Annotated in this window: 9 protein-coding genes; 4 read left to right on the top strand and 5 right to left on the bottom strand. The window is 71.9% G+C overall.

What is annotated here, in order from left to right:
- Positions 1-115: 115 nt before the first annotated feature.
- Positions 116-1,405: a citrate synthase gene (locus TR48_RS15930; protein ID WP_042367447.1), complete on the top strand. Its 1,290-nt coding sequence runs from the start codon at positions 116-118 to the stop codon at positions 1,403-1,405.
- Between the two features lie 454 nt (positions 1,406-1,859).
- A complete protein-coding gene (locus TR48_RS15925) occupies positions 1,860-2,579 on the top strand; it encodes an SDR family NAD(P)-dependent oxidoreductase (protein WP_042367445.1) in 720 nt (239 codons plus the stop codon).
- Positions 2,580-2,706: 127 nt separating this feature from the next.
- Here the strand turns inward: TR48_RS15925 and TR48_RS15920 are convergent, their stop codons facing one another.
- From TR48_RS15920 to TR48_RS15905, 4 genes are all read right to left on the bottom strand, one after another.
- Positions 2,707-4,977: a heavy metal translocating P-type ATPase gene (locus tag TR48_RS15920; protein WP_042367443.1), complete on the bottom strand. Its 2,271-nt coding sequence runs from the start codon at positions 4,975-4,977 to the stop codon at positions 2,707-2,709.
- 55 nt (positions 4,978-5,032) lie between these two features.
- Positions 5,033-5,248: a heavy-metal-associated domain-containing protein gene (locus TR48_RS15915; RefSeq protein WP_084729471.1), complete on the bottom strand. Its 216-nt coding sequence runs from the start codon at positions 5,246-5,248 to the stop codon at positions 5,033-5,035.
- A gap of 225 nt (positions 5,249-5,473) precedes the next feature.
- Entirely contained in the window at positions 5,474-6,277 is an 804-nt protein-coding gene (locus TR48_RS15910) for an SGNH/GDSL hydrolase family protein (protein ID WP_042367441.1), read from the bottom strand.
- A 224-nt stretch (positions 6,278-6,501) separates the two neighbouring features.
- Positions 6,502-7,512 (bottom strand): PrsW family intramembrane metalloprotease, encoded by a 1,011-nt coding sequence (locus TR48_RS15905; RefSeq protein WP_063770996.1) that lies wholly within the window; start codon positions 7,510-7,512, stop codon positions 6,502-6,504.
- A 118-nt stretch (positions 7,513-7,630) separates the two neighbouring features.
- Here TR48_RS15905 and TR48_RS15900 point away from each other — a divergent pair, with 118 nt between their 5' ends.
- Positions 7,631-8,788: a PP2C family protein-serine/threonine phosphatase gene (locus TR48_RS15900; protein WP_052442704.1), complete on the top strand. Its 1,158-nt coding sequence runs from the start codon at positions 7,631-7,633 to the stop codon at positions 8,786-8,788.
- A gap of 96 nt (positions 8,789-8,884) precedes the next feature.
- On the opposite strand, the gene TR48_RS15895 is transcribed toward TR48_RS15900, so the two are convergent.
- Positions 8,885-10,537: an alkaline phosphatase family protein gene (locus tag TR48_RS15895; RefSeq protein WP_236652168.1), complete on the bottom strand. Its 1,653-nt coding sequence runs from the start codon at positions 10,535-10,537 to the stop codon at positions 8,885-8,887.
- Positions 10,538-10,958: 421 nt separating this feature from the next.
- Between TR48_RS15895 and TR48_RS15890 the strand changes: the two genes are divergently transcribed.
- A complete protein-coding gene (locus TR48_RS15890; protein WP_152627991.1) occupies positions 10,959-12,002 on the top strand; it encodes a hypothetical protein in 1,044 nt (347 codons plus the stop codon).
- Positions 12,003-12,090: the final 88 nt, after the last annotated feature.

The raw sequence follows: 12,090 nt of genomic DNA, 5'->3' as shown, positions 1-12,090 counted from the left end.
CTCTTTCGGGCCACCCCGCCTGCACAGGTGTAACCCGCCTGGGGGAAGGTATGAGGGAGTCAGGGCACCCCTTGAACCCTTGAACAGGGTCATTCCGCTGGTGATGAGGGAAGACGTGAGCGACAACTCTGTAGTACTCCGCTACCAGGGCGGCGAGTACGAGTACCCGGTGACCGAGGCCACCGTCGGCAACGGCGGCTTCGACATCTCGAAGCTTCTTGGCCAGACCGGCCTGACCACCCTGGACAACGGCTTCGGCAACACCGCCGCCTGCAAGTCCGCGATCACCTACATCGACGGTGACGCCGGAATCCTCCGCTACCGCGGCTACCCGATCGAGCAGCTGGCGGAGCAGGGCACCTTCCTCGAGAGCGCCTACCTGCTGATCAACGGCGAGCTGCCCAACGCGGAGCAGCTGCGCATCTTCCAGCACGACATCTCTCAGCACACGCTGCTGCACGAGGACGTCAAGCGCTTCTTCCAGGGCTTCCCCCGGGACGCGCACCCGATGGCCATGCTGTCGTCCGTGGTCAGCGCGCTGTCGACGTTCTATCAGGACAGCCACAACCCCTTCGACGCCGAGCAGCGCTACCTCTCGGCCGTCCGCCTGATCGCCAAGCTGCCGACGATCGCCGCCTACGCCTTCAAGAAGGCCCAGGGCCACCCCTTCGTCTACCCGAAGAACGACCTCGGCTACGTCGAGAACTTCCTCCGGATGACCTTCGCCGTCCCGGCGGAGGAGTACGAGCTCAACCCCGTCGTGGTCAGCGCGCTGGAGAAGCTGCTGATCCTGCACGCGGACCACGAGCAGAACTGCTCCACCTCCACCGTGCGCCTGGTCGGCTCCTCGCACGCCAACCTGTTCGCCTCGATCTCCGCCGGCATCAACGCCCTGTGGGGCCCCCTGCACGGCGGCGCCAACCAGGCCGTCCTGGAGATGCTCCAGGGCATCAAGGCCGACGGCGGCGACGTGGACGCCTTCATCCGCAAGGTGAAGAACAAGGAAGACGGCGTCCGCCTGATGGGCTTCGGCCACCGCGTCTACAAGAGCTTCGACCCGCGCGCCCAGATCATCAAGGCCGCGGCCCACGACGTGCTCTCGCAGCTGGGCAAGGCCGACGAGCTGCTGGACATCGCGCTGAAGCTGGAGCAGCACGCGCTGACGGACGACTACTTCGTCTCCCGCAAGCTCTACCCGAACGTGGACTTCTACACCGGCCTGATCTACCGGGCCATGGGCTTCCCGACCAGCATGTTCACCGTGCTGTTCGCGCTGGGCCGGCTGCCCGGCTGGATCGCCCACTGGCAGGAGATGATCACCGACCCGACCAACAAGATCGGCCGTCCGCGCCAGATCTACACCGGCGAGGTCATCCGGGACTACGTCCCGATCGAGGCGCGGTGACGCGCTGACGTCTCCGGCGCGGTCGCGCCGAAGCGTGGAACGGGCCCCCGCAGCCGCCGTGGCGGCTGCAGGGGCCCGTCCGCGTCTGCGGTGGTGCGGGACGCGCTTGCGGCGCACGGCGGGGCGCGGGGGAGGCCGCTCAACCACCCTGATCACGCCCGCGCCGTGCGCTGTCGGCCGCCCAGCGACGGCGGCCGTCCACCGGGATCCGCCGGAACCCCGGCTCTGGAGTTCTAACACAAACTCGGCCTCGCGAAGTTACGGTCTGGCGATGTGACGCCACACTCACCAGCACCGCATATGCCGGTCGGGAGCGGTCCCATCGCGGTTCGTGGTCGTTTGTGCGCCCGCAGTCCCGAACGACCGCGGGTCGGGTCGGGGCGACCCGGTGCGAAGCGGGCGAAAGGGCGCGTGGTAGGAATCACGTGAGTAGAGGTGTGGACTGGGGGCGTAGATGGCCAGAAGTGTCGTCGTCACGGGCGGCGGTTCCGGGATCGGACTCGCGGTGTCGCGACGGTTCGTGGCCGGGGGAGACGCGGTCACGATCGTGGGTCGCCGCAGGGAGGTCCTCGAACAGGCCGCCGCGGCGCTGGGGCCGACGGTGCGTCCGCTCGTCTGCGACCTCGCCGACCCCGACGCGGTCGACGAGCTGCTCCAGGAACTGCCCGCCGGCATCGACGTGTTGGTGAACAACGCGGGCAGCCGCGAGTCCAGCGTCGGCGGCGGCCCGCACGCGCTGGTCGCGCGGTGGCGCGGGGATTTCGAGCGCAACGTGCTGACCGCGGTGCTGCTCACCGAGTCCGTCCGCGACCGTTTGACGCCCGGTCAGGGCCGCGTGGTGACGATCAGCTCGATCGCGGCGCTGCGGGGCGCCGGCTCCTACGGCGCGTCCAAGGCCGCGCTGCATGCCTGGAACCACTTCCTCGCCGGGCAGTTGGGTCCCATCGGCATCACCGCGAACGTGGTCGCCCCCGGCACGGTGGCGGGCACGGAGTTCTTCGGCGACCGCCTCGACGAGGCGGAGCTTGTCCGCCGCGCAGGCCGGACGCTCGTGGGCCGCGTCGGCGAGCCGGACGACGTGGCGGCGGCGGTCCACTTCCTCGCCTCCCCGGACGCGGGCTACATCACCGGCGAGATCCTCCACTGCAACGGCGGCGAACTCCTCGGCAGATGACCGCCGCAGCGCGCTCGCGCGGGCGCGATGCCACTCGTACACGGAGGCCGACGAAGGCCTGGGCTCCGGCTCCCGCCCGTCGGCTCGCGCGCGAGCGCGCCGACGCCGTCGCGGGCCGCCGTGTGGGCTACCGGGCCTCGGCCTGGAAGCGGCGCAGGCGGAGGCTGTTGGTGACGACGAAGACCGAGGAGAAGGCCATGGCCGCCCCCGCGATCATCGGGTTCAGCAGGCCCAGGGCGGCCAGGGGAAGCGCTGCGACGTTGTAGCCGAAGGCCCAGAAGAGGTTGCCCTTGATGGTGCCCAGGGTGCGACGGGACAGGCGGATGGCGTCAGCCGCCGAGCGGAGGTCTCCGCGGACCAGGGTCAGGTCCGCGGCCTCGATGGCCGCGTCCGTGCCGGTGCCCATGGCGAGGCCGAGGTCGGCTTGGGCCAGGGCGGCCGCGTCGTTGACGCCGTCGCCGACCATGGCGACCGTGCGGCCCTCGGCCTGGAGCTTGGCGACGACTCCGGCCTTGTCCTCGGGGAGGACCTCCGCGATGACCTGGTCGGCGTCGATGCCGACCTCTGCCGCCACCGCGTGTGCCACCGCCGAGTTGTCGCCGGTGAGGAGGACGGGGGTGAGGCCCAGCTCGCGCAGCCGGGCGACGGCGTCGGCGCTGGTGGGCTTGGGGCGGTCGGCCACCTCCAGCACGGCGCGGGCGGCGCCGTCCCAGCCGACCAGGACGGCCGTCCGTCCGGCGCTCTCCGCTGCCGCCTTCGCCTCGGCCAGGGGGGTGGGCAGGTGCATGGCCCAGTCGTCCAGCAGCCGCTCGCGTCCGGCGACGACCGCGTGGCCGTCGACGACGCCCTGGACGCCCAGCCCCGGCACGTTCCGGAAGTCCTCCACCGGGGCGGGGCGGTCGACCGCCGCCGCGACGGCCGCGGCGATGGGGTGCTCGGAGGCGTGCTCGACCGCGGCGGCCAGCCGCAGCGCCTCGGCCTCGTCCACTCCCTTCGCGACGTGCACGGCGACCAGGGCCATCCGGCCGGTGGTGACGGTGCCGGTCTTGTCCAGCACGACGGTGTCGACGCGGCGGGTGCTCTCCAGCACCTCGGGGCCGCGGATCAGGATGCCGAGCTGGGCGCCGCGTCCGGTGCCGACCATGAGGGCGGTCGGGGTGGCCAGGCCCAGCGCACAGGGGCAGGCGATGATCAGCACCGCCACGGCGGCGGTGAAGGCCTCCGTCGCGCCGTGCCCGGAGGCGAGCCAGCCGACCAGCGTGCCCACGGCGATCAGCAGCACCACGGGGACGAAGACTGAGGAGATCCGGTCGGCGAGCCGCTGCGCGGCGGCCTTGCCCGTCTGGGCCTGCTCGACCAGCGCGGCCATCCGGGCCAGTTGGGTGCCGGCGCCGACGCGGGTGGCCTCGACGACCAGGCGGCCGCCGGAGTTGACGGTGGCTCCGGTGACCGCGTCACCGGGACCGACCTCGACGGGGACGGACTCGCCGGTCAGCATCGATGCGTCGACCGCCGAGTTGCCCTCCACGACCCGTCCGTCCGTCGCGATCTTCTCGCCGGGCCGGACCACGAAGTGGTCGCCGATCGCCAGCCCCGTGACGGGGACGCGCTCCTCGCGGCCCCCGCGCAGCACCGCGACGTCCTTCGCGCCGAGCTCCAGCAGGGCGCGCAGCGCGGACCCGGCACGACGCTTGGCGCGGGCCTCCAGATAGCGTCCGAGCAGGATGAAGGCGGTGACGCCCGCAGCCGTCTCCAGGTACAGCGACTGGGCGGCGTCCTGCGGGGAAAGGCTGAAGTCGAATCCGTGACGCATGCCGGGCATCCCGGCGTCACCGAAGAAGAGCGCCCAGACCGACCAGCCGAAGGCGGCCAGGGTGCCGACCGAGACGAGGGTGTCCATCGTGGCCGCGCCGTGCCGGGCGTTGGTCCAGGCCGCCCGGTGGAAGGGCCGGCCGCCCCAGACCACGACGGGGGCGGCGAGGGTCAGCGAGAGCCACTGCCAGTTGCGGAACTGCCAGGCCGGGACCATGGCGAGCAGGACGACCGGGATGCTGAGCGCCACGGTGACCAGCAGCCGCTGCCGCAGCCGGGCCGTCTCCTCGTCCTGCGGGGAGGCCGGGGTCGCGTCCTCCTCCTCGGGCGCGGCGACGGCGGGCGGCGGTGGCGGCTCCGCGGTGTATCCGGCCTTCTCCACCGTGGCGATCAGGTCGGCGACGGCCACGTCCGTGGCGAAGTCGACGCTGGCCTTCTCGGTGGCGTAGTTGACCGTGGCGGAGACGCCCTCCATCCGGTTCAGCTTCTTCTCGATCCTGGCCGCACAGGAGGCGCAGGTCATCCCGCCGATGGCGAGCTCGATCCGCTGGGCGGCCGGTTCTATGCCGGACGTGGCCGTGGTCATGCCGTTCCCTCCTCGATGAACGTGCGCGGACGGGCGTTCCTCGCCCCGGCTCGGATCAGACGCCGCGGCCGGTGAGCTCGTAGCCGGCCTCGTCGACGGCGGCGCGGACCGCGGCGTCGTCGAGCGGCTGGTCGGACTCGACGGTCACCGTCCCGGCCTTGGCGTCGGCGGAGACCTGAAGCACGCCGGGCAGGGCGCCGAGCTCCTCGGAGACCGACTTCTCGCAGTGGCCGCAGGTCATTCCGGAAACGGTGAAGACGGCGGTGGTCATGGCTGCCTCCTGAAGGCTCGCTCGTGTGGTGGACCGGTAGACGATGACAACACCGTACCCCCCTAGGGTATGCCGCCCCCAGGGGAGAAGGGCGAGGAAAACCCATCTGCACCGAGAGTAAGCTCTCGTCGCTGGGGGTAGCAGAAAGCCCGCCGACCACACCCGAAGGTGTGGCGGCGGGCATGCCGAACAACCGAGCCCGACGGGCCCTGCGGTGGACCGGCCCTACAGCAGTTCAAGCTCCGGGCGCTTCGCGACCACGTGGTCGCCCGAGGACTCGCCGCGCAGACGGCGGCCGACCCAGGGGAGCAGGAATTCGCGCGCCCACTGGATGTTCTCCCGGCGCAGGTCCGCCGGGGTGTGCGGGGCGGCCAGCGGCCACGGGGACTCCGGGTCCCCGGCGGGCACGCCGAGCGCACGGGCGGCGAGCTGGGCGACGCGCTCGTGGCCCTCGGGCGAGAGGTGCAGCCGGTCCTCGCTCCAGGCCCGGCGGTCGCGCACGGAGCGCAGCGCCCAGACGTCGGCGACGGCGAGGTCGTGGCGGTCCGCGATCGCGCGCAGGTGCGCGTTGTAGGTGGCGATCTTTCCGCGCAGGTGCTTGAGCACCGGGGTGTCCCGGGTGTCGAAGCCGGTGAAGATCAGCACGCGCTCGGCGTGCGGGGTGATCCGCACGACGGCCCGCTCGAAGCGTTCGGCCACGTCGTCCGGGTCGCTGCCCGGACGCAGGATGTCGTTGCCGCCGGCGCAGATGCTGACCAGGTCCGGCTGCATCTGCTCGAGCTGCGGCACCTGCTCCGCGGCGATCTGGTCGAGCAGCCGGCCGCGTACGGCGAGGTTGGCGTAGCGCAGGTCGTAGCGGCCGGACTCCGACAGTGGGCGCTGTTCGGCCAGCAGCCGTGCCAGCCGGTCGGCCCACCCGGCGAACCCTCCGTCGGGGCCGGGGTCGTTCAGCCCCTCGGTGAAGCTGTCACCGATGGCCACGTAGGACGTGATCTCTGGGGTCTCCTGAGGTGATCGCGAAGTCGGCATGGCACGATACTTCACCTCATGAAGTGACCTACGCCACCGTAGGTAGGCCTTGACGATGGTGAGATGAGCCACTTTCGATTCGAGGAATACGCGCCCCGCGACGCCTCGGCCGGTGTCGCGTTGTGACGCCACACCGGCCGAGCCCTCACGCCCTCACCGAACCGGTTCCTGGTCGGCCCTGGGTTTTTTCACCGGGATCGTGCGGAGTACCGGCCGCGGCCGGGCTACCGGTTCGGCGGGGCCGGCGGCCGGTACCAGTGCTGGTGCGGTTCGAGCGGGGGCTGCGGCGGGCGCGGGCGGCGACGACGTGGCGGAAGGTCGCCCTCGCGGCGGGCCCGAGGGACGATCAGGCCGAGCCAGCCGAGGCCCAGGCAGGACACCGCCACCAGGCCGAGCGTGGAGAAGAGGGCGAACAGCTCCACCTGGTGCCGGGTCGGGTTGGGCAGGTAGCCGAGCTCGAAGACGGTCCGCTGCCACCGCGTCTCGGTGAGCTCGCCGACGAGCCAGGTGGTGATGCCGTGGGTGGAGTCCCACAGCGCGTGGAGCACCGAGACGCCCAGATAGGTGAGCAGCACCCGCAGATTCAACCGGAACCGGCCGTCGCCGCGTCTCTCGTGGAACAGCACCGCGCCCAGGATGGCCGTCCACAGGCCGTGCCCCAGCGGTGTCAGGACGCCCCGCAGGATCTCGGTCGTGACCAGGTCCGGCAGCGAGTAGCCGTGCTCGGTCAGCACCGCGCTGAAGGCGTATCCGGCGCTCTCGAAGGCCGCGAAGCCGAACCCCACCGTCGCGCCGAGCACCAGGCCGTGCCGGACGCCGCCCGCGGGGATCCGCCGCGTCAGCAGGATCAGCGCCCAGGCCTTGACTGCCTCCTCGATCAGGCCGACCCCCAGGTAGAGCCAGACCGTGGACCTGAGCAGGTAGTACTCCAGCAGCGAGGAGCCCAGTACCCCGATGACCCCGCCCACGGCGAAGCAGGCGATGATCCGGTCGGTCCCGAGATCCTGCCCGTAGCGCTCGTGAGCCCAGACCACGAAGCTGCCCGGCACGAGGAAGCTGCCCAGCAGGACCACGGTCGGCACCAGGTTGCGGTTGCCGGTCCAGTAGGTGACGGCCACGCTGGCCAGCCAGAGTGCGAGCCCCACGAGAAAGCAGGTGCGCCAGCGGTGGGTGCGCATGTCGGGGAGCGGAGGGCGCTGCGGCGCGCGCGGGGGCGGGGCGGCCGCAGCGGACATGATGGGGCCTCCAGGCGAGTGGATACCTCCCTTTCTGTCATATTTCCGAATCGGTCGCAGCGCGGTGCTGCGGTGATCCAGACGTGTTGCTTACAGGGCGTTCCGATAAATTCGGCCTGTGAGACGCACACGGCCCGGTGACCGGGCGGGCGCCCCCGCGCCATCGGCCGGGCTGGCGCTCGACGACGGCGCCGCCCTGCTGGGGCTGCCGATGTGGCAGCGGGTGCTGCCGGTCGGCGGGGCCATGGCGATCGTCTGCGCCGCCGACCTGCTGTCCGGTCAGGACACCTATCTGGCCTCGCTGATGTCCGTGGTCCCGCCGCTGGCCGCGCTGCTGCTGTATCCGCTGGAGGTGGTGGTCAGCAGTTGCCTCGGCCTGCTGCTGATGGTGGTGCTCACCCGGTACGACGGCCTCGGGGACTCCGAGGCGCGTCGGCTCTTCGAGGGCACCCTGGTGGCCTATGCCGCGCTCACCGTCGGGGCCGCGTTCATCTCGCAGGCCCGGATCGTCAGGACCCGTCATCTGGTGGCGGTCCGCACGGTCGCCGAGGCGGCCCAGCTCGCCCTGCTGCCGTCGCCGGAGCCGCGCGTCGGCCCCGTCCGGGTGGCCGCGCGGTACGTCTCGGCGGCCGACCTGGCCCAGATCGGCGGCGATCTCTACGCGGTGGTGGACACCCCCTACGGCGTGCGGGCGCTGATCGGCGACGTCCGCGGGAAGGGCCTGCCGGCCGTGCGGATGGCCTCGCTGGTGCTGGGCGCCTTCCGCGAGTCCGTCTACGACGAGCCGGAGCTGGCGGGCGTCGCCGCGCGGCTGGACCGGAGCGTGGCGCGGCACGCGGCGACGGGCGAGTTCACGACGGCGCTGTTGGTGCAGTTCGAGCCGCCGGACATCATCGAGCTGGTCCACTGCGGTCACGTTCCGCCGTTGCGCGTCCGCCCGGACGGCACGGCGAGCCTGCTGGAGCCGCCGGACCCGTGGGTCCCGCTCGGTCTGGCCCGGCTGGCCGGGGGCGAGCCCCAGCCCTGGCGCGAACACTTCGCCCCCGACGACCGGCTCCTGCTCTACACCGACGGCGTCGCCGAGGCGCGCGACGTGGACGGCACGTTCTACCCGCTCGCGGACCGCGCCCCCGAGCTGATCGGCTCCGCCGGCCCCGACCTCGGCGCTTGCCTGGCCGCCGTCCACGCGGACGTCACCCGTACCACCGGCGGCCCGCTGCGCGACGACGCCGCCCTGATGCTCGTCACCTGGGCGGACCCGGCGACCGAACGCTGAGCCGCGACGGGACGACCGTGCCCGGCCTCGGGGAGGCTGGGCACATGGCGGGTCTGCTCAGTCGGTCCGCTCGGTCGGTCCGCTCGGTCGATCCGCTCAGCGGATCGGGAGGTCCTCGGTGTGCTCCTTGTCGACCCCGACGAGCAAGCTCGGGTCGAGGCCGAGGAGGGTGAGGATGGTCGGGGCGATCTGCTTGGTCTCGACGGGTGCGGTGTCGACGACGTGGTTGGGCGTGAACGCGCCGCTGATCACCAGCGGGACGTTCAGGTCGTCCGGCTGCGCCCCGCCGTGCTCGGCGATCTCGCCCGTGCCGGCGGTGTAGACGACGCCGGGCTGGCTGACGCCGAAGAGGTCCGGGACCCGCGCGTCGCCCGGCTTCACGCCGAAGTACTTCGCCGCCGCCGCGCCCGCGTAGACCGTGTCGAGGCCGCTGTGGGTGAACGCCTTGGACGCGTTGTCGATCGTGGTGCCCTTGCCGGACTGCGCCAGCAGGTACGACTTGGCGAAGTCCGTGGCCGCCGGGGAGCGGTCGCTCAGCCAGAGCATCATGCCGTCGTCGTCGGCCGAGTGGGCGACGAGGTTGCCCGCGCTCGGGTGGAGCCTCTTCCACGCGGCGTTCAGGCCGGCCAGCAGGGGGGCGTCGTCGATCCGGGTGAGCGCCTTCGGGTCGGTGGGGGACTGGCCGTGCTTGGACGAGAGGATGATCGTGGTGGTCTTGTCCAGGCGCCGCTTGTGCAGCTCGGAGACCATGCGGCCGATCTCGTCGCTGACGAAGTCGAGGCTCTTGACCAGGAGCGGGCCAGGCACGTTCGCCGAGACGTAGCCGCCACTCAGACCGTCGGAGGAGGGGAGCTTCTGGGCGGTGGAGACCGCCTGGAAGTTCATGCCGAAGATCGACGGCGTGCCGACGCGGTCGGAGTGCTGGTGGTTGAATCCGTCGATCTCGTTGAGGACGGCCTGCACCTTGGTGTTGTCGTACTGCTCGGTGGCCTTGCTGTCCGTGGTCCAGTCGCCGCCGGCCGGGTAGCCGGGCGCGTCGGAGTTGATCTCCGGCGTGAACAGGTCGTCGATGCCCGTCCCGGTGGGGCCGTTCAGGATCTCGTCGGCGGCGTGGTCGTCCGACCAGGCGGTGCGCAGGCCGGCGTTCTGGGCCACCTCGAAGACGGTGTTGACCAGCAGGTACGAGTGCGGATACACCGGCTTGCAGGTCTTCGGGTCGACCGGCAGCTTGCTCGGGTCGATCAGCTTCTGCGGGGCGCCGGACATCTGGAGGACCGAGCCGGGCAGGCCCCCGAGGCCCTCGCCCGCGTCGATGCTGGACTTGTTCCTGTCCAGATCCTCGGTGAAGTCGACCTTGGCGCCGGGCTTGACGCCCTTGCAGTCGGTGGTGCCTGGGGGCAGCAGCCTGGCGTTCCAGGCGTCGTCGCCGTAGACGCCGGTGAGGCCCGGGGCGCCGCCGGTGAACTGGGCGATCATGCCGGGGAGGCTGTCCGACGGGACGGTCGTGCTCGCCTGGGTGTACTGCGTCCCGCTCTCCACCAGCTGGGCCAGCGCCGAGCCGGGGTGGGTCGAGACGTACCACTGGAGGTCGGACTGGTGCATGCCGTCGACGGACAGGACCAGGACGTCGTGCGGCTTGCTGGTCGGCGCGCTCTTCAGCGGGGAGGCCACGGCCTGGGCGAAGAACGCCCCGCCGAGCATCCCGGCGGAGCCGAGCACGGCCGCGAGGCGCAGAGTACGTCGGGTCACTTGTTGCTTCTCCTCGTCGAGCGCTGTCGGCTTGAGTGATCAAGTGGTCTGGGCCAGCGCAACGCCCGCGACATGAGTAGAGGCCCGGGGCGCCCCCAGGTGGGACGGTCGCTGAACAGCCGACGCTCCGAGGAGGCCTCCTACTGCCGGCTCCCTGCCGTCGAACGGCTGCAGCACCCCCTCCCCCCGGTCGGGGTCCGTCGAGCGCACTCAGATCATATGCGGACGGACACGGGCCAACGGTTAAGGTCTGGCAAGGGCCCGGGAAGTTCCGGCTGAGTTCCTCGTGCGGTCTCTTGTCGGCTTCCTGTGCGTCTTCTGTCCGTCGGTCGGCCGAACGGCGGCTTCCCGCCACCGGGTGGTGCGGGCCCGTCCGGTCGGGGGTGGCCGGGCTGTCGGTCGGCCGCCCTATGCTGGCGCGATGCCAGCAGTCGACCCCGCCCGCACCCGGCCCCGCGCCGGAGCGATCGGCCCCTACGCGTCCGGGGCCGTGCCGCGCGACGTATGGCTGTGCGTCACCTTGCTGCTGACGCTGGGTTCGCTGCTGGGTGCCGCGCTCGCGGCGCCCCCCGCCGGGGTCGGCGCCGGCCGCGGGTTCGGCCTGCTGCTCTTCCTCGGCTCCTCCGTGCACGTCGCCAGCAGCGCCTGGTTCTGCACCGTTCCGGAGGTGCGCCGGTTCATGGCCGCCCGGCGCGGACGGTACGTGGCGGCGCCGATCGGCCTCGTCGCCGGGATGACGGTGCTGGGCGCCCTGGTCCCGCCGAAGCCGTTCGCCTTGCTGCTGCTCGCCTTCTTCGCCTGGCAGTTCTTCCACTTCCAGAAGCAGAACCTGGGTCTGGCCGCGCTCGCCTCCGCCGCCTACGGCACCGGGCCGCTGCGCCCGGGCGAGCGCCTCGCGGTCACCGCGGCCGGGGTGTTCGGCATCCTCGGCCTGCTCTGCCACCCGGCGCTGCTCCAGCTGACGGGCTCGGTGCCGCGGCTGACCGCGCTCTTCCCCTTCGCCGCCGCGCTGTTCGCCGCCTCGGTCGGCTACGGCGTGGTGCAGCTGCTGCGCCGCCGCCCCGAGCAGCGGCCGTGGCAGGTGGCCGTACTGTTCGGCACGGCACTCGGCTTCTTCCTGCCGGTCTTCCTGTTCGACTCCCCGTACGCGGCGGTCGCCGGGCTGACGATGGCGCACGGTTTCCAGTACCTGGTGATGATGGGGCTGGTGGCGGGCGGCGGCCCGGTCGAGCGAATACCGCGGTTGATCTCGCTGGCCGTGCTGCTCAACGTCGCGCTGCTGCTCGGCCTGCTGCTGAACCTCGCCTCCCACCTGCACAGCGGTGGCCCCGTAGAGCGTGCGCTCTACGGGGCCTACCTGGGCGCGGTGATGGCGCACTTCGTCCTGGACGCCGGCCTGTGGCGGCTCCGCGACGCGTTCCCGCGCGCCTTCCTGCGGGAGAGGCTGCCCTACCTGCTGGGCTGAGCCGGTGACGCCACGTCGGCACCTGCCAGGAACACGTCGGGAACGCGTCGGCGGGGCGACGCGGCCCCGCCCCGGGGCGGGTTCAGCC

This window comes from Streptacidiphilus neutrinimicus, from assembly GCF_000787815.1.
GTDB classification, from domain to species: domain Bacteria; phylum Actinomycetota; class Actinomycetes; order Streptomycetales; family Streptomycetaceae; genus Streptacidiphilus; species Streptacidiphilus neutrinimicus.
Note: the sequence above shows the minus strand (reverse complement) of the source record. Positions and strands in the feature narration are given on the sequence as shown.